This is a genomic window from Methanoculleus thermophilus (assembly GCF_001571405.1).
GTDB classification, from domain to species: Archaea; Halobacteriota; Methanomicrobia; order Methanomicrobiales; family Methanoculleaceae; genus Methanoculleus; species Methanoculleus thermophilus.
Map to the genome: position 1 here is coordinate 142,612 of NZ_BCNX01000006.1, position 18,306 is coordinate 160,917.

Sequence of the window (18,306 nt, forward strand, 5' to 3'; positions counted from 1 at the left end):
CGTTAGTTGATGGTGCGCCCCTGCTGGATATCCTCTTCGGTGACATCGAACGTCTGGCCGGTGCCCACGATCCGGTAAGGCCCGGTCGTCTTCACCTCGCCCGACCACCCGGACGTCGCGTACGGGACGACGAACGTGCCGTTTATGCTCTCCTGGCGGTAGGTGAACTCCCGGCCGGTGTTGGTGACGACCGGCACCTCAATGATTCCTTCGCCCTTGATCGTGGCTCCGGGGACATACTCGAAGATCTTGACCGCCTTGAGATCGGGTCCGTCCTCCCCGGCGTTGCCAAAGATGTTCTGAGGGCTCTCGTGGACGAGCCGGTAGTGTCGGAGCGCCGGGACGCGTTCGAGCGGCTGGAGGATCGAGTTGCCCTGGAACTGATAGTACATGTTCAGCAGCGTCGCGCCTGCGCCCGCCGGTGCGTTCTTGTTGTACTCCTCCACCGCGGCTGCACCGGCGGTTGCATTCATCTGCTCCGTGCGGATGATGACGGGATACGAGGTGTTTGCCGTGGCCGGTTCGAGGTACTCGGCATAGATCACCGGCGCCGTCGGGTCGGTCATGGACCCGTCGAAGTTATGGAGCCGGACGGCCATCGTCAGGTAGTAACTCTGGTTGTTGAACGGCACCGCCTGGTAACTCGTCGAGCCCGCGCTCACCGGGAGGAGGTAGTGCGGCTGGAACCGCTCCTGAGCCACGTCGGGGTCGGCCCAGGTCGCCGGGGCATGGAACTTTGCGGTGACGAGGTCGATATCGGTGATGACGTAGCGGGTGCCGATGTTGTCGAGGATCTGGTTTGCGGCCTCTTCGGAGGTCGAGACAAGGTAGGCTGCCGAGCCGTTCGGCCCGGAGACACCGTGCTGGAAGGGGTTGTTGTTCGGAATCCGTTTCGAGATGAAGGTGATCCAGTGGCCGTAGTCCCACCAGGACATGACGCCGTAAGACTCCTCCGGGTAGGTGAAGGTCTCGGGATTGACAATAGCATAGTAGTCGACACCGGGATCAGGGGTGTTTGAACCCATCCATTCGAGAGCCTCCATCCATTGAGAGTTCATGCCGCCGTACTTCGCGCTGGTGGCAAGCGCTATGTTCCCCTGAAGGGATGCCCCTGCAAAGAAGAGCGTGACGATGGCGACCAGGGCGAAAGCGCCGACCTTGAGGTAATCCGGCTGATTCTTCGAAGGAGCCTTTGCTTTCCGTGATTCCGCGGTTCTTTCACCCTTCTTCCCCTTCCGCGCCGGCTCTTCCTGCTTCTCGGGGGCATTTGGGGCGGCGGAAGCACTGCTCCCTGTACCAATGAGGCGGGTGACATCTTTCCACCCCATATTCAGGACGGCACCCGCAAAGACCGCCGCGAGCAGGGCAATGTTTGAAGCGAGGTAGTACTCATAGCGCACGTGTGCGGCGGTTGAGGCAAGGATGATCCCTGACCAGATCAGGACAAAGATGTGGGCCGGGTTTGCTCTCTCGCGGCACTGCCAGATCAGGACTGCAGCTCCGCCGGCGGCGAGCACCAAGCCCCAGTGGAACGTCATCCACGCGGCAGCAAACGACCAGGGCATGGCTTCCTGGACGGTCGTGGTCGTGGCACTCGCGGTGAAGAAGTAGATAAGGTTCCAGATCAGGAGGTTGTAGATATCCGGGAGAGCGACATAGAGGACTGCGACGGTGATTGCCGCCACAGCCAGGAGTGCGCCCGGGTAATAGTACTTCGGCCGCCCCTGGAGGTAAACCGAGAGCCCATACAGCGCAAGCGTCCCTGCGATGAGGCCGGCATACGCGATGACGTGCCCGACGGTGTAGAAGATCAGGCTGATCCCGGGGTGCGGGAAGCCGGTGGCTGCGACCCCGACGATCGCTACAGCGAAGGTGACGGTGTTCACGAGGGCGAGGTACTCGCTCGACCTGCCCTGGAGGAAGTCCAGAATGAACTGGACCAGGGTGAACGCAGCCACGATGAGCGCAAAGAGGATCATCGTCGGCATGTTGTAGAACCCGAGAAGGTAGGCGATGCCGGCGAGCGCTGACGTTATCACCGGGATCTTCAGGGTATCGAGATTCTTTGGGGAGAGCGGGCTACTGCGTGCAGTCTGCAGCGCCACGATGTAGGCGAGAGCAAAGAGCGCCGAGAAGAGGGTCTCTGCGATGTGGTGGTCTACAAACCCAAAGAGGGAGCGATAGGCGTAGTTTCCGCTGATGACGGCAATCAGGCCTGCTGCAATGAGGCCTGTCTTCCAGTCGGCGATCTTTTTCGCGAGCAGGTAGGTGACGGGCACCATCGCCACGGCCATCAGCGGCGGGACCCAGCAGGCCACCACCATGATCTCAGGCCGCGTCGACGCCCCGACAAGAATGCAGAGCGCCGCTATGATCTCGGCAAAGAGCGGTCCCCAGTGGATAGCATCGCCGGTCGGGTAGAGCGTCATGTGGTCGAACCAGGCGTAGTTGGGGAAGTTGGCGACGGTCTGCTCAACCTGGCGGAGACTGTACCAGGGATCGTTACCCAGGAGATTGACACCTTCAGCGGTCACCAGACCTTCTGAAGGGATGCCCCGCGTCCAGAGCGTGAGCAGGGCAAACAGGACGATGCAACCAATGATGATGTATGGTCGATATTTATTCAGATCCACGTGAACCATCGGACCCTCCTTATTACAGACCTGTTTTCTTTCGAACCGTTATAACCTTGGTGTATTTCGTGGACCTGGAAAAAAAGCGCTCGTCTGCGCGATCCCGGCGACGCAGACGAACAGCCTGCTCTCTCGTATTGGGTAGATCGGTTACACTCTTCGTATCTTCTTTGAGGTACTCTCCCAGACCCTCGTATCGGTCCCGAGGTTGAGCAGCCCCCTCACGAGGTACACCTGGTTCATGGCAAAGGAGACTGCGGTGTTGCTGCTCCAGAGGTAGCCGGCGAGGACGGCGAGAACGAGGACCCCGAGGGCGAGGAGGGGTGAGGTAAGAGCGAGTCCTGCTACAAAGAGCACGCTGCCGAGAAGGAAGAGAGGCGGTGTGATGAGGTACATGTAGATCCGCAGCGGGTAGAAGAAGCGCGAGAACGGGCGCCGCTGCCTTAAGAGGTCGAGGTTTGCAATCGTCGCCTCGATCAGCTGTGTTGCCCGCCGGATCTTCTGCCGGTACTGCCTTCGAATCTCCTCGGGCACGTCCTCGTAGACCAGGGCGGTGGGTTCGTAGACTGCTCTAAACCCGCGTCGGATTGCTTCAAATGCCGTGTTTGCATCGTCCGCTCCCTGTCTGTCATCGATCCGGGTCACGAGATCGCGCTTGAAAGCGACGAGCGCACCGTTGAAAGCATAGGTGGAGTCAACGGCACTCTCCCAGGTGCACATCCGCCCGTAGTAGTTGCGGTAGGCGCTCTCCATCTGTGCCGGATGCGATCCTTCTTCCGGAAGGGGGTGGAGGTCCCCGCAGACCGCAACGATGCGCTCGTCGCTCAAAAGCCGTGCGATGAGGCGCTCAAGCGCATGACGCTCAAAGAAGACGTCCGCGTCCGTAGTAACGACGATCGGATACTGCGCCGCCTCGATTGCTCTATTGTACGACCGGGTCGTGCCCAGGCGCTCGGTATTTGCAATGATCCGGTAGGTGATGCCGGCCCGCTCGAAGGCCTCTCTGACAAGCGCTTTTGTGTTGTCGGAGGAGCAGTCGTCTACAAAGATGACCTCATACCGGTCTGATGGGTATGAGGATTCAAGGATGTTCTTGACCCGCTCCTGGATAACGGCCTCTTCATTGTAGGCTGATATGACGATGCTTATTTTAGGATACTCCGTGAGTGCCGGCGGCTCGTCAAGTTTCTTTCCGATATTGATTCCCGCGAGGAATATGACATAGGGAACGATCGCGGCCGCAATAAGCCCCGGGCCTATCCAGAGAAGCATAAATTTAATCGATGGGGCTCGTATTTATTGTTTAGGGATGCTGAAAGTTATCCCTCTATTTTCCCATTTCGCGTTTCAAACAGCCGCGATTGTCTCTCATCAGAGGCAATTTGCTATATGTTCTTTTCGCCATCACCCCAGCCCCCTCACCGTATCACAGATAAACTCGAGGTCCTCGTCGCTTACCGCCGGATGGACCGGCAGGCTCAAGACCGATGCTGCAAGGTCGTCCGATACCGGACAGGAGGCACGGTTGCTTGCACTCTCATAGACCGGCTGCCGGTTGATGGGGATGGGGTAGTGGACGGCGGTCCCGACCCCCGCATCGGCAAGAGCGCTCATGAGCGCGTCCCGTGAGAGTGGGTAATCGCCCGGGACCTTCACGACATACTGGTGGTAGACGTGCCGGACGCCCGGTGCCGTGTAGGGTGTCGCAAGCCCCGTCCCCGCAAGGTGGCTGTCGAGGTACCGAGCGTTCTTGATCCGGCGTTCGTTGAACTCTTCGACCCGCCCAAGCTGCACGAGGCCGATGGCGGCGGCGATGTTCGTCATCCGGTAGTTGTAGCCGACGACCGAGTGGAGGTACTTCTGGCTCTGGCCGTGGTTGATGAGGAGCCGGACGCGCTCCGCAAGGGTATCGTCGTCGGTCGTGACCATGCCCCCCTCGCCGGTGGTCATGTTCTTGGTGGGGTAGAACGAGAAGCAGGAGAGATCACCCAGGCTCCCGGCCCGTCTCCCATGATACTCAGCACCGTGCGCCTGGGCAGCGTCCTCGATGAGAACGAGGTCGTGGTCGTCGCAGAGCGCACGGAGTGCCCTGAGGTCGAACGGCTGTCCGAAGAGATCGACGGCGATGATCGCCCGGGTCTTTGGCCCGATGAGGCTCGAGACCGAGTCAGGATCGATATTGAACGTCCGCGGGTCAACGTCCGCAAAGAGCGGGGTCGCCCCGCACATCGAGACGCACGAGGCCGTCGCAAAGAACGTGAACGCCGGGACGATCACCGAGTCTCCCGGGCCGATGCCCGCGGCAAGCAGGGCAGCATGGAGCGCCGCGGTTCCCGAGTTGACTCCGACCGCGTGGGAGACCCCGCAGTATTCGGCGAACCGGTCCTCAAACTCGGTAACGACGGACCCCTGGGCGAGCATCCCCGACCTCAGCACGTCGGCGACGGCCCGGGCCTCCTCTTCGCCGACGAGCGGCTGGGCGATGGGAATCTTCATCGGCACCGTCTCGCCTCGGGTGGGAGCGGGCGGAACCGTGCCGGTGCGCCCACCGCGAGCATCTCCGGCGGGACATCTTTCGTCACCACCGCACCGGCGGCGACGAATGCTCCCCTCCCGACCGTGACACCGGGAAGGATCGTCGCGTTCGCACCGATGACGGCGTCGTCCCCGAGCACCGGGCCACGGAGAGATTCGTGGGGACCGGGCGGGTAGCGGTCGTTTGTCAGCACAGCGTTCGGGCCTATAAAGACCCGGTCCCCGATCCGGGCACCCGTGGGGATGTAGACCAGGCTCTGGAGGCGGACGTCGTCGCCGATCGTGCAGTCTCCCTCGATAACCGCCGCCGTCCCGATTGCCACGCGGTCGCCGATGGTCGTCTTTTCTCGGATCAGAACGTTATGGCCCGACTGGAAGTCGTCGCCGATCGTCACGTCGCAGTAGATGATGGTGCCCGACCGGAGGATAGCGTTCCTCCCGATGGTGGCACCGGGATAGTCCTTCTCGCCCATCCGGTCACGGGAGGGAAACCCGATGGTCACCGGCTCGAATATCACCGCCCCCTCGCCGAGGGTATTACGTCCGTACTCAATCATTCGACCGTCACGCTCTTTGCCAGGTTTCTCGGTTTGTCGACATCCCGCTGCAGGGCGCAGGCCGTGTGATAGGCGAGCAGCTGGAGGACGACCGACGCGGTCAGCACCTGCACCAGCAGGTGCGTCTTCGGGATGGGGATGAAGATATCCACGATCTCGGCAAGCTCCGTATCGCCGAAGACGCCGATGGCGATGATCGGAGCTCGCCTCGCCTTCATCTCCTTGATATTCGAGGCCATCACGCCGTAGGTCGGGCAGGGAGTGCAGATGGCGACCACCGGCGTCTCTGAGGTGAGCAGGGCGAACGGCCCGTGCTTGAGTTCTCCGGCTGCATACCCTTCGGCATGGACGTAACTGATCTCCTTCATCTTTAAGGCGCCTTCCATCGAGACCGGGTAGAACGGTCCCCTGCCCACGAAGAAGATATGCTCGGCTTTTGCACAGAGGTCGACCGCCTCCTTGATCTCCTGGAGAAGGACGTCCTCGATGGCCAGGTGCGCATGTGAGAGGACATCGTCAAACGCCCCCTCGCACCGCACGTTGATGATCTCCATCAGCGCTGCAAGTTGTGCTATGTAGGACTTGGTTGCGGCGACGCTGATCTCAGGCCCGGCCCGCATCAGGAGGGTCTGGTCGGCAATCCGGGTGACGGTGCTCCCCTGCATATTGGTGATGGCAAGTGTCGGGCAGTTGCGGGCTTTTGCCATCTTTAGAGCGGCGATCGTGTCTGCGGTCTCTCCCGACTGCGATACCGCGATCACAAGGCCGCGGAGGGGTGGCGTGAAGTACTTGAACTCCGATCCCATCTCGACCCGTACAGGGATACTGCAGAGGGATTCTGCCAGGTACTTGAAGATCAGGGCGGTATGATACGACGTTCCGCAGGCGACGAGGGTGATCTCGTCCGCCTCCATGACCATCTTGCGCACACGCTCGCTGATCCCCGCCCGGATGGTCTCGTAGAAGGACTGGGGCTGCTCGTAGATCTCTTTGAGCATGTAGTGGGTGAACCCGCCTTTCCGGGTATCCTCGACGCACCAGCTGATCAGTTCGATCGGGCGCTCCACTCTCTCGCCGCCGTGGTAGATCTCAAGACGATCTGGTGTGATCTCGGCGATATCGCCATCCTCAAGGTAGATAACGCGCTCGGTGTATTCAAGGAGTGGCGTCATATCGGAGGCGGCAAAGACCTCGGCATCACCGATACCGAGGACGAGCGGGCTTGCCTCCCGTGCGGCGACGATCTTCTGGGAATCCTCTGCGATCGCGAGGATTGCGTAGGATCCTATGAGTTTGGGGAGGATCGCCTTGACCGCGGCGAGGAGATCCCCGTCGTACTGCTCCTCGATGAGATGGGCGATCACCTCGGTGTCGGTCTCCGACCGGAATGTGTGGCCGCGCTCTTCGAGCTGCCGTTTCAGTTCGCTGTAGTTCTCGATAACCCCGTTATGCACCACGGCGATCTTTTCTGCACAGTCCGTGTGCGGATGAGCGTTGACATCGCTCGGTTCACCGTGAGTGGCCCACCGGGTGTGCCCGATCCCGATGCATCCGTGCAGACCGACAGCCCCTGCCTCACCATCGGATATCCGACCGGTCCTCTTGTAGACCTCGATCGCGCTTCCGACCGTCGCGATCCCGAACGAGTCGTAACCCCTGTATTCCAGCCTTTTGAGGCCCTGGATCAGCACAGGAGTTGCTTCCCGTCTGCCGATGTAGCCGACAATCCCGCACACCTACATCACCCGGGTGCAATCCTCAATGACGCCGATCACGGTCTTCCCTCTTTCGATCCTGACACCGTTACCTACAATGCAGTTTTTAAATGTTGTGAATGGTGCCGCACGGACCCCGTCGCCGAGGACTGCGCCGAATTTCTCCTTCTGGATCCGGTCTCCGACCTCTATGAAACTCTCAGACGGGTATGTTGTGGTATGGTCGGCAAGGATGCACCCCTGGCCGAAGACCGCCGAGACGATCCTTGAGTGAGAATCGATGGTAGTATCGTTCATGATGAGCGAGTCGGCGACGTAGGTGAACGGTTCAAGTACCACCCGGTCCCCGATGCTCGTATCGGGCATGATGACACAGTTCGGCCCGATGTTGCAGTTGCTCCCGATGGTGACGGGGCCGTATATCACCGTATTTGGACCGATCGTCGTCCCACTGCCGATACGCACCGCACCCCGGCGGGTGACGGATGCATCGACCGTCCCGCCGATCTCGGGTGAGATTCCCCTGAGCATCCGGCTGTTCAGTTTCAGGAGGTCCCAGGGATAGACGGCGTCCTGCCAGTCGTCCGCCGGGATCGCCCGTATCCGGCGGCCGGACTCGATCATGGCGGCGAGAGCGTCGGGGATCTCGTTCGTCTGAATATAGGAGAAGACGTCGGGTGTGAATGAGTAGATCCCGGTCGCTACGGTGAACGTCGGGGCTTCTTCGGGTTTCTCGATGATCTCCCGGACGAAGCCGTTTCGGATCACCACAACCCCGAAGTTCGAGGGGTTCGGGTGCTCGGCGACGAGCATGGCGTTCTTCTCCTTCTTTATCCGGGCGATCGATTCGGCATTGATGTAGTTGTCGCCGGGCAGAAGAAGGAAGTCCTCGGTGATCTCGGACTCAGCCGCCAGGAGGGCATCTGCGGTTCCGAGCTGGCGTTCCTGCACGACGACCTGGACCGGTGCGTCGAGCCGATTCAGATGTCTGATGACGTCTTCTTTACGGTAGCCGACCACCACGATGATGTCGCGGATCCCGTTCTCAAGGAGGGCGTTGATGACGTACTCGATGATCGGCCGGTTCGCGACCGGGAGCATGGCTTTGGGCTTGCTCCGGGTGAGCGGCCGCAGCCTGCTCCCCTCTCCCGCTGCTAAGATGACTGCCTGCATCGCATCACCTGATGACCGATCCTTCCTCGATGCACCCTTCCACCAGAGAGTGGGGCGCGATTCTCGCGTTGCTGCCGACGAGGCTCCCGACGTTGATCGAGCAGTTGATCCCGAAGAGGACGTTGTCGCCGATGATGGCACCGAACTTTCGCCTGCCGGTCGTCCTCCCGCAGACTTTCACGGTTGCGTTGTCGTGGCGGAGGTTCGCGATCTTGGTTCCGGCGCCGAAGTTGCAGTTGCTCCCGATGACGCTGTCGCCGATGTAGTTGAAGTGGGGGATCTTCGTCCCCGGCATGATGATGGAGTTCTTGATCTCGGTCGCGTGCCCGATATGGCAGCCGTCGCCGATGGCGGTCGAGCCCCGGATGTAGGCATGCGGGCCGATGATACAGTTCTCGCCGATGACGCAGGATCCCTCGATATAGGTTCCGGCCCGGATAATGGTTCCTTTCCCGATACTGACCGTCTCGGGGATTGTGCATCCGTCCTCGATGATGCCGTGCTGCTCGTGGTGCATTGAGGCAATGAGCGCCTCGTTTGCATCAAGGAGATCCCAGGGCTGCCCGACATCGAGCCAGTAGTTCAGCGGGTGTGCGGTGAGCGTTCCTTCCCGGATATACACCTCGAGAGCATCGGTCAGCTCGAACTCGCCCCGCCCGGATATCTTGATCTCCGAGAGGAGGTCGAAGATATCCGGCTCGAAGAGGTAGGCGCCCGCGTTGACCAGGTTGCTCTTTGGTTCTTCGGACTTCTCTTCAAGGCCCGTGATGCGGTCTCCCTCTATGGTCACCACACCGTAATCCTTGGGGTGGTCGGTCTGGTGGATTCCGACGCACGGTGCCTTCTCATTGCAGAGTTCCCTGATGTCATCGCTCTGGAGGACCATATCTCCGTTCAAGAGAAGGAATTTGCCGTTGACCAGTCCTGCGGTCGACCGGAGCGCATCTGCGGTCCCGAGCTGGTGGCGCTGGGTGACGTAGGTGATCTTCACCCCGAGAGCGCTCCCGTCCCCGAAGTGGTTTCGGATCTCGCGCTCATAGTATCCGACGACGAATATGAACTCAGTGATCCCGGCGTCGCGTGCCGCAAGAACCAGGTGCTCCATCATCGGGCGGTTGGCGATAGGGAGCATCACCTTCGGACGCTGTGCGGTAAGGGGTCGCATCCGTTTCCCTTCTCCTGCTGCAAGTACAACACACTGCATATACTCACTCCAGACTGCGTTTTGCCCGCTCTAACGCGGCGTGTCCCGCATCAAGCATCTCTTTTGCTTTGGCCGGTGTCTTTCCTTCGGCGGTTATTCTGATCTTCGGTTCGGTCCCGCTTGCACGGATCAGGTACCAGCCCTCCTCGTCCTCAAACCGGACTCCGTGGGTCGGCTCGTCCGCCCCGAGCGCCGTCATGATCTCTCGGGGAGCATCGATGCGGTAGGACTCCCGGAGGAGCGTATACCGGGGCATCTTATCAAGTTCCTCGGCGATCGACCACTCTGATGCGATCTCGCAGAGCAGGGCTGCGGCGTAGACCCCGTCCGGACAGTAGGAATACTCCGGGAAGATCCAGCTTCCCGATGCCTCACCGCCGAAGTCGCCCCAGGCGAGGAGTTCTTCGGAGACGAAACTGTCGCCGACCGGCGTGCGGCGGACCTCCGCAACCTCCTCGATCGCCATCGAGGCATCGACGGTGGTGACCACGCGCTTCCGGTCGAGATACTTCGCAAAGAGCATGAGGAGCTGGTCTCCCTCGATGTAGCGGCCGCGTTCATCGAACGCCATCATCCGGTCGGCGTCGCCGTCGTGGATCACGGCACATGTGGCCTCCCGCTTTCGGACGATCTCGGGTATGTAAGGTAAGTTTGCTGCAAGCGGCTCGGATGGACGGGCGAACCGTCCTGCGACGTTGCAGTTCAAGCCGATGACTTTAACTCCCATGCTGGCGAGGAGATCGGGGGTGATGACGCTCCCTGCACCGTTGCCGCAGTCGAGGACGGCCGTGATGGGGCGACATAGACTGACCCTATCAAGGATTGCCTCCCGGTGCGCATCCACCGCATCGATAGGAGAGGTATGCCCCTGCTCATCCCATCCTGCCCAGTGCGATCCTTTGAGTGCATCCTCGATCTCCGCCTGCTGCCGGAGGGTGAAGGACGATCCGTCTGGGTTGAGCAGTTTCAGACCGTTGTAGGACTCGGGGTTATGAGACGCGGTGATCATGCACCCTGCATCCACCCGCCCCGTTGCGTGAGCGACCGTCGGTGTGGGTGCGATGCCGCAGGAATAGACGGTTGCACCGGCCGAGAGCATCCCGGCAACGGCGGCATGTTCCAGCAGTTCGCTGGTCGTGCGGGTGTCCCTGCCAATGACGACTTCGGATGCGTTGTCTGCGATGGCTGCTCCTACCCGGAGCGCGAGGCTCACGAGTTCAGGGCCGAATTCTTGCCGGATCCCGGAAGAACCAAAAAGCATACTGTGTATAATCCTTCCTTTCCTAAAAAAAGGTATTCATCTCCCGTAGGGGCACCAGTGCTCGAGTTTCAGGAGCCCGCTGACCCCGGCGGTCGATGGGCCAAGAAAGATCATCTGCTTCTTCCCCCGGTACTCGTCGATGGCGGCGACATCCTCATCTCTCGTCATCCCGTCTCCGGCGACCAGGAAGAGGTCCGCCGCTTCCGGCGATCCGACCACCTGGTCTTTGAGTGCTCTCTCAAGCACCGGCATCGGGCCGACGAGGTAGACCTTCTTTCCGGCGATCTTCTGCGAGAGTTCTGCAAGGCAGGGGGCGTAGCAATCGGGGGTGCAGGGATGGAGTTTCCGTGTTAGATTGAGAAACGATGAGACGGTGTTCGTGATCACGCCTGCCGCCGCTCTCTGCTTCTGAGTTGCAAGCGGCGCACCGAACATAAAGGAGATCCGGGTCTTGGCCCGGATCGGCTCGCTTGTGATGAACTGCCCGCTCTGCCCACCAAAGTTGCCCTCCATACAGACCCCTTTCGGGTACTGACAGACGTCAGCGCCGTAATTTACATCGAGCGTCACAACGCCGTCCTCTAGCCCGCTGCCGGCAAGAATCTTCTCAAGTCTTTCGATTGCTTCATGCCAAAAACTCATACTTCCTCCAGACTGTCCCACAGGACCACCCGCACTGGCGACCCGTCGGCACCTTTGAGCCGTAGTGGCATTGCCGCCATGAAATATTCTCCCTCGGGAACGCAAGAGAGATCGAGCAGTTCGAGGATGGCCATCCCGCTCCCGAGCAGACGGCGGTGGACCGAACCGTCGCCGCCATACTCCTCGATCGACGGCGTATCGATACCAAGACATGTGATCCCGGCATCGACGATGAGGTCTGCCGCTTCCCGCGAGAGTGCCGGATACCCGGGATCGAACTCCCGCCTCCCGGAGAAGGCGGTCCGGAGAAGGAGCCTTTTCGCGCCGTCGATGCGGCCGGCGAGGTTTGCAGGACCGATGACCTCTCCCGCGTCCCTGCAGTCGAGGACCCGTGCACGCCCCATAAGTATTCCGGGCGGAATCTCATCGACCGTCATCCCTCCTTCCAGATAGTGGGAGGGGGCGTCGATGTGCGTTCCCGTGTGGCTCCCGATGACCATCTCGGTCACCCGGTACTGCCCGTTGTCGATCTTGGTGAATCGGGGCGGGATATCCCCGGGGTATATGACGATCTCCTCGGAGAGATCCAGGGTAACATCGTAGACCGTCACAGAGATCCTTCACCCCGCCACCCGAACTGCCCGATCAGCGGTACGAAGCAGACGCCCCCGAGTGAGATCTCCTCGATCCTGCCTTCGCGTTTGACGAGTTTGACGAGGTCCTGACAGTCCCGCGGTCCGACGGGAGAGATCAGGCGCCCGCCCTCGGCAAGTTGCTCGATCAGGGGTTTTGGGATCGAGGGCGTTGCTGCCGTGATGATGATGGCATCATACGGTGCTCCCGGCGGATAACCCTGTGAACCGTCGCCGACGATCACCGTAACCCCGGAAACGCGAGCGCGTGCAAGGTTCTCTCTGGCCTGGTCGGCAAGGTTTGAGAGGCGCTCGACTGATATGACGCTTCCGGCGATCTCGGCGAGGAGTGCGGCCTGGTAGCCGCTGCCGGTCCCGATCTCGAGCACCCGATCCCCGGGCGCCAGTTCGAGTTGCTCGGTCATGAGGGCGACGATGTAGGGCTGAGAGATTGTCTGCCCCTCCCCGATGGGGAGCGGCCGGTCCTCGTAGGCAGAGCGCTCAAAGCCTTTCGGCACAAAAAGGTGACGCGGGATCTTTCTCATCGCGGCGAGTACCCGCGGATCCCTGATTCCCCGACCCCGGATCTGGTATTCCACCATCTCTTCGCGCTCACGCGCGTACGGGTCGGCCTCCATCACATCTTCTCCCGAATCAGAAGCCTGATTCTGCTTTATCGATCGCGGCATCGATCTGGGCCTGCAGGACTGCAGGCAGACCGCTGATCTTTACATCCAAAAACCCGCGTATAATGGTTGCGGTGGCCTCCTCTTCCGAGAGACCACGGGCCATGAGGTACTCGATCTCGTGGCGGGCGATCTTACCGACCGCGGCCTCGTGGGAGAGTTCCGTGCCGGTCAGCGTCCCCTCAATCTCGGGGATGGCGTGGATGACACCATCCTTTAAGATCAGGCCCTTGCACTCGATGTGGCCCCGGGTGTTGTCCTTCTCGCCGAGGACATGGCCCCGGGAGATGACCTTGCCGCCGGTGGTGATGGCACGGGTGACGAGTTCGGCGCTTGTATGCTCGGCGGCGAGGATGGCCCGGGAACCGAGGTCGAGGGTTGAGCCGGGCGTCGCGACGACGATGCTTGAGAACCGGGCTACGGCGTTCTTCCCGATAAGGCGCGCTGTCGGGTACATGTTGATCCGGTGGACCGGCTGCATGCAGACGTAGTTTGAGAGGAACGTACCATTCTCCTCGATGATAGTGGCGCTCCGGGGGAAGACGCTGATCCCCGGGTTCCAGTTGTGGATCATCGTGGACGTGACTTTGGCGCCTTTGCCGACGTAGATCTCGGTCACCCCGATATGAGCGCCGTGCTTCTTCTGCCAGGAACTCGCACAGCCGGAGATGATGTGGATCTCGGAGCCTTCCTGTGCGATGAATATGTTGTGCACATGCTGCGCCGGCTCTTCTCGTAGAAAGAGGCAGGCCTGGAGGGGCATCTCGACCTTCGCACCAGGATGGGCGATGACGACGAGACCCTGCGGGCTCTCCTGCCTTGCCACGAATTTAGTGAACTTGTCCTTTTCCTTCGGGACGGCGTTCCAGTAGTAGTCCTTCAACCAGTCGTACTTCTCGAGGGCGGCCTTGATGGGGAGCATCTCGATCCCTTCGGCCCCGCAGGTGGTCTGGACAACGTTCTGGTCGATCTGGAAGAAACTCCCGCACCTGTTCTGCATCCCTACCTCAAGTCCGGTCAGGGCGAGGCGTTTTTTGTCTTCCTCCGAGAGATGCTCCATGTCGGTTATATCTGTTTGCAACGCAGACACTCTCCGTATCCTTTATCTTTGACTACACGCAGAATCTCGCGGGGATTCCCGTGACACCGGATCTGGCCGTCGATTAAGACATGGCCCTGATCGGCATCGAGGTAATCGAGGATATACCCGGTGTGGGTGATGATGAGACCGCTTCGACGTCTGTTGACGATGCGGACATCCTTCTCGAGCAAGGTTGCGATCTCTCTCCCCATCAGGTTCATATTCTCAAGGTCGACGCCGCTCTCCGGTTCGTCCAGCATGATGAAGTCGGGCTGCTGGGCCTTTAATTGCAACACTTCGCTCCTCTTTATCTCGCCGCCGGAGAACCCGACATTGATGTCCCGGTTGAGGAAATGCTCCATGTTGACCGACTGCGCGAGTGCCTCTATTGCCTCCCCTCCGAGGGTTGATGTCGCGGCGAGCAGTTTTCCGAGTTTCAGTCCGGATATTGCAGGCGGATGCTGGAACATCATGCCGATTCCGAGGTGAGCCCGCTCGTGAATCGGCATCCTGGTGATATCCTTCCCTTTAAAGACGATCGATCCTTCCGTGATCGTATAGCCGCCAAACCCCATGATGGCTTTGAGCAGTGTGCTCTTTCCCGAGCCGTTTGGACCCATCAGGACATGAGTCTCCCCCTGCCCGATGTGGAGGTTGATATCGTGGAGAACTTCGGTATCATCCACGCTCACGTGTAAATTACTGATATCCAGCATACGGCACCCCGTTTATGTTTCTCCTTGGGGGTACATTAACACTTGCAATGCAACACCAACCCTTACGATTGGTGGAGGATTGGCGCCCTTTTTCGGCTTTTGCCGGGCGGACACCCGGCTGATCGACCCTGGTCCGGCCGGTAACCGCCGCCGTGTCAGACTGCGGAGCGGTCTTTTTTTGCGCTTTCCGCGTCTGAAGATGGGCCTGCATTCCCGACGGCAGCCGTGCCTCATCACTTTCACCCCGCGCACGGCCTATGGTTAAATAATGCCCTCACCCCGTCTCATGTATGGAGCGATCGACATTTTCCACATTCGCCTGCCTCGCGGAGCGGGCTGCCCGGTATCCGACCATCATCCGGCGGAGCCAGATGCGTAAGACTGTGTTCCTCGCCGCGACCACCCTGCCGTCGCACCCTTCTTGCAAGGCGAGGGGCTATACTTAACATCTCCCGGGGTATTGGCACCTTCCGGTGATCGGACCGGATGCGGCGGAAAGGCATACCGAACCGGAATGAGAAAGGGAAGGTCCGGCAGGGCACGGGGAACGCCAGGCATACCGTCCAGACCCCTGAGCCTCCTGCCATCCGGCAGTTCACGAACAGCGTCATCTGCGGCGACGCGATGGCGGTGCTCCCGGCGATCCCGGACCGGAGCATCGACCTCATCATAACATCCCCGCCCTACAACTTCGGCCACCACTACGCAAACGATTCCATGAGCGACACCCGCGAGTGGAACGACTACTTCCGGAAACTCGGCGCGGTCTGGAGCGAGTGTTACCGCATACTCAAGCCAGGAGGTCGGATCGCGATCAATATCCAGCCGCTCTTCTCCGACTACGTCCCGACACACCATGTCATCTCATCGCAACTCCTGGGTCTAGGGTTTCTCTGGAAGGCGGAGATCCTCTGGGAGAAGAACAACTACAATGCCCGGTACACCGCGTGGGGGAGCTGGAAGTCGCCGTCGATGCCCTACCTGAAGTATACCTGGGAGTTTATCGAGGTCTTTGCGAAGGAGACGCAGAAGAAGGCCGGGAAGAAAGAGATGATCGATATCACCGGCGACGAGTTCAAGGAGTGGGTCTTTGCCCGGTGGGTCTTTCCGGCGGAGATCCGGATGCGTGACTACCAGCACCCGGCGATGTTCCCGGAGGAACTCCCGAGAAGGCTGATCAAACTCTTCTCCTACCGGGGAGACCTGGTGCTCGACCCCTTCAACGGTGCGGGGACGACGACGCTTGTTGCCAACCGGCTCAACCGGCGCTTCATCGGGATCGATATCTCCCCGGAGTACTGCAAGACCGCCATGGCCCGACTCTTGGGGGAGGAGGCAAAGGACGGCACCCGTGCTCCTCCTCGCTACATCGTCTGGGACCGACTCTCCTGAACTGGATGCGCATCAGAGTTCCCTTCGAGGTATGCCCGGGCATGGAGGTATGATCCGGGCCGGTCGTGGGTGTGGGTGACAAGATGATTGTGGAGGTTGATGACAGCCTCCGACTCCTCAAGCAGGGCGTTGTACTTCTCTACCGCATCATTGTACTCGTGGGCCTTCTCGTTGTATCTCCAGACGAGGCGGTTGTACTCCTGAAACTTCCCCGACTGAGCGAGTTCTGCCAGCCGTGCGTCGAGGGACTTGAGGGTCTCTCTCTGAACCTCCAGATCGGAGAAGCACTCCACGAGTTCTGAAGAGAGGTCTTCTGCCCGGTCGCGTGAGGCGGCAAGAGCGCGCTCGATCATCTCGATCTCGCCTGACGCCGTATAGATCCTCTGACCGTCCCCGATCGGGATGACCAGCGGGTCTGTGGTGAGGATGGTCCCGTCCGCAAGTTTGTCGGGTGGAATCCCGACGTAACTTGCGTTCGTGGTCTCGATGTAGGCGTAGCCGGTCTCGCGGTAGAGGTTCCCGTTGCTCTTTACACCGACGGCCATGTGTGCCTCGTCCTCAAAGTAGAAGAGCGCAACAGCATACCCCTCCCTGGCCAGGAGCCCGGCAAGGAGGAGGCTTTTATCGTCGCAGTCGCCCAATCCGTCGACATACGTCTCGATCGGGAACTTCGGCTCAACGATGGAGGTATCGGTGCTGTAGGGTATGGACTGCACGAAGGCGGTGACGAGCTCGAGATACCGGTCGCCATCGAGCCCTTTGCGGTCCCGGATCTCGCGGAAGGCGGCAAGGAGGTCGGCATAGAAGGGTTCCAGGCAGGGATCGTCGATGAACGCCCGGTAGTAGATGGGGACCCACTCCTCTTTTGAGAGATTTATTGAGAGGTAGAGTTTCCGGTCGGCCTCTTTTGCGCCGGCATAGACCGCAGGGTCAGGATCTATTCCGATCCTCTCCTCTCCGTCCTCGAAAGGGAATGTGTAGACCGGCACCCGATCGAGGCTCGCCCCCTCGATCGGCGTGATTGCCGGCGGGACGATCGGGGGCTGCAGGAAGCCTCCCAGGCATCCGGCCCCGAGAACTGCGACGACGATGATGGGTATGATGAGGGCCTGTTTCCACATGGTATTCAGAGGTATTCAGGGAGATTTGCAAGCGAGTCGATGATAAGATCCGGCGTGATCCCCGACCGCAAGACTGCCTCTTCTCGATATTTGCCGGTCCTCGTCAGGATGCCCTGCATCCCGCAGGCCTGGGCGCCGCCGACATCGGTGACGATATCGTCGCCGACCATCGCCGCCTCGTCCGGGCGCGCCCCGATCTCCCGGAGCGCCCGGAGGAAGAACGCCGGGGAAGGTTTTCCGATCACCTCGGCCTTCTTTTCGGTGGCATACTCGAGCGCGACGACGAAGGGGCCCGCCGAGAGCATCAGCCCGTCCGGTCCCATCCAGTAGCGGTCTTTCTCGAGCGCGACGAGGTCCGCCCCGTTCATGAGCAGGCGAAACGCCCGGTTCATCGAGGCGTAGGTGATCCCGTCGGCCGCATCGGCGACCACGACCGCATCCGCTCCCTCCTCTACTGCCACAATCCCGGCCTCCTCAAAGTCCGTCCGGGCATCCGGGGTGGTGAGGAGGAAGCACCTGGCACGATCGCTCTCCTTGAGGTGCGCCGCGGCGGCCACCGGGGCGGTGATGATCCAGGACTCCGGGATGGCGTAACCGAGGTTCTGCAGCCGCCGGGCAACCGAACGGCGGGAGCGGCGAGTGGTGTTTGAGACGAACCGATAGGGTATGCCCCGCCGGTCAAGTTCCCGGAGCGCCTGGTCTGCTCCGTCGATGGCCCGGTCGCCGACGTAGAGGACGCCGTCGATGTCGATCAGGACTGCACTGACCATACTGCTCTCTGTTGTCCGGATGGATATTTATACAGTGTGTGCGGGCACGACACTTCATCCGCAGTCTTACAAAAATCTCAGGGGTTTTCACGCCCCGTCCCTCTTTTGGCGTGAGATGATCCGGGGAGTCATTCACTTTCACCCCGCAACGGCTACCTTGAATGCCGCGAGGCTCTAACCCTCTGCCG

At 60.5% G+C, this 18,306-nt stretch carries 17 protein-coding genes; 2 read left to right on the plus strand and 15 right to left on the minus strand.

Translation table 11 applies throughout. The annotated features are described in order from the left end of the window. Positions 1-2: 2 nt before the first annotated feature. From MCUTH_RS03965 to MCUTH_RS04025, 13 genes are all read right to left on the minus strand, one after another. Positions 3-2,642: an oligosaccharyl transferase, archaeosortase A system-associated gene (locus tag MCUTH_RS03965; protein ID WP_066955859.1), complete on the minus strand. Its 2,640-nt coding sequence runs from the start codon at positions 2,640-2,642 to the stop codon at positions 3-5. Between the two features lie 141 nt (positions 2,643-2,783). Continuing rightward, positions 2,784-3,905: a glycosyltransferase gene (locus tag MCUTH_RS03970; RefSeq protein WP_066955861.1), complete on the minus strand. Its 1,122-nt coding sequence runs from the start codon at positions 3,903-3,905 to the stop codon at positions 2,784-2,786. A gap of 132 nt (positions 3,906-4,037) precedes the next feature. Continuing rightward, positions 4,038-5,129, minus strand: coding sequence for a DegT/DnrJ/EryC1/StrS family aminotransferase (locus MCUTH_RS03975; RefSeq protein WP_066955863.1), 1,092 nt, complete (start codon positions 5,127-5,129; stop codon positions 4,038-4,040). After that, positions 5,126-5,725, minus strand: coding sequence for an N-acetyltransferase (locus tag MCUTH_RS03980; RefSeq protein WP_066955866.1), 600 nt, complete (start codon positions 5,723-5,725; stop codon positions 5,126-5,128). Before MCUTH_RS03980 ends, MCUTH_RS03975 begins: the two co-directional genes overlap by 4 nt. Beyond that, the gene (gene glmS, locus MCUTH_RS03985; protein ID WP_066955868.1) at positions 5,722-7,461 is read right to left on the minus strand and encodes a glutamine--fructose-6-phosphate transaminase (isomerizing); all 1,740 of its coding nucleotides are present in this window, start codon (positions 7,459-7,461) and stop codon (positions 5,722-5,724) included. Before glmS ends, MCUTH_RS03980 begins: the two co-directional genes overlap by 4 nt. Further along, the gene (gene glmU, locus MCUTH_RS03990; RefSeq protein WP_066955871.1) at positions 7,462-8,613 is read right to left on the minus strand and encodes a bifunctional sugar-1-phosphate nucleotidylyltransferase/acetyltransferase; all 1,152 of its coding nucleotides are present in this window, start codon (positions 8,611-8,613) and stop codon (positions 7,462-7,464) included. It lies immediately after the preceding gene. Between the two features lie 4 nt (positions 8,614-8,617). Then, positions 8,618-9,817 carry a bifunctional sugar-1-phosphate nucleotidylyltransferase/acetyltransferase gene (gene glmU / locus MCUTH_RS03995; RefSeq protein ID WP_066955875.1) on the minus strand — a complete coding sequence of 400 codons (1,200 nt, stop codon included), beginning with the start codon at positions 9,815-9,817 and terminating at the stop codon, positions 8,618-8,620. Positions 9,818-9,821: 4 nt separating this feature from the next. After that, positions 9,822-11,078, minus strand: coding sequence for a phosphoglucosamine mutase (gene glmM, locus MCUTH_RS04000; protein ID WP_066955877.1), 1,257 nt, complete (start codon positions 11,076-11,078; stop codon positions 9,822-9,824). 36 nt (positions 11,079-11,114) lie between these two features. Next, positions 11,115-11,720, minus strand: coding sequence for a hypothetical protein (locus MCUTH_RS04005; RefSeq protein ID WP_066955880.1), 606 nt, complete (start codon positions 11,718-11,720; stop codon positions 11,115-11,117). Beyond that, on the minus strand, positions 11,717-12,331 hold the full coding sequence (locus MCUTH_RS04010) for a cyclase family protein (protein WP_066955883.1): 615 nt from the start codon (positions 12,329-12,331) through the stop codon (positions 11,717-11,719). The genes MCUTH_RS04005 and MCUTH_RS04010 overlap by 4 nt, the downstream gene beginning before the upstream one ends. Further along, complete coding sequence (locus MCUTH_RS04015) at positions 12,328-12,990, minus strand: protein-L-isoaspartate(D-aspartate) O-methyltransferase (RefSeq protein ID WP_066955886.1); 663 nt, start codon at positions 12,988-12,990, stop codon at positions 12,328-12,330. The genes MCUTH_RS04010 and MCUTH_RS04015 overlap by 4 nt, the downstream gene beginning before the upstream one ends. Before the next feature lie 16 nt (positions 12,991-13,006). Beyond that, positions 13,007-14,098 carry a SufB/SufD family protein gene (locus MCUTH_RS04020; RefSeq protein ID WP_066955889.1) on the minus strand — a complete coding sequence of 364 codons (1,092 nt, stop codon included), beginning with the start codon at positions 14,096-14,098 and terminating at the stop codon, positions 13,007-13,009. Between the two features lie 5 nt (positions 14,099-14,103). Further along, entirely contained in the window at positions 14,104-14,835 is a 732-nt protein-coding gene (locus tag MCUTH_RS04025) for an ABC transporter ATP-binding protein (RefSeq protein WP_066955892.1), read from the minus strand. Between the two features lie 290 nt (positions 14,836-15,125). Here MCUTH_RS04025 and MCUTH_RS11705 point away from each other — a divergent pair, with 290 nt between their 5' ends. Together MCUTH_RS11705 and MCUTH_RS04030 are read left to right on the plus strand one after the other, a co-directional pair. Further along, positions 15,126-15,281 (plus strand): hypothetical protein, encoded by a 156-nt coding sequence (locus MCUTH_RS11705; protein ID WP_161937569.1) that lies wholly within the window; start codon positions 15,126-15,128, stop codon positions 15,279-15,281. Between the two features lie 40 nt (positions 15,282-15,321). Further along, positions 15,322-16,227 carry a DNA-methyltransferase gene (locus MCUTH_RS04030; protein WP_066955895.1) on the plus strand — a complete coding sequence of 302 codons (906 nt, stop codon included), beginning with the start codon at positions 15,322-15,324 and terminating at the stop codon, positions 16,225-16,227. On the opposite strand, the gene MCUTH_RS04035 is transcribed toward MCUTH_RS04030, so the two are convergent. Both MCUTH_RS04035 and MCUTH_RS04040 read right to left on the minus strand, forming a co-directional pair. After that, a complete protein-coding gene (locus tag MCUTH_RS04035) occupies positions 16,200-17,348 on the minus strand; it encodes a hypothetical protein (RefSeq protein ID WP_066955898.1) in 1,149 nt (382 codons plus the stop codon). The two genes, MCUTH_RS04030 and MCUTH_RS04035, sit on opposite strands and share 28 nt — an antisense overlap. 5 nt (positions 17,349-17,353) lie before the next feature. Further along, a complete protein-coding gene (locus MCUTH_RS04040; RefSeq protein WP_066955899.1) occupies positions 17,354-18,118 on the minus strand; it encodes a TIGR01458 family HAD-type hydrolase in 765 nt (254 codons plus the stop codon). Positions 18,119-18,306: the final 188 nt, after the last annotated feature.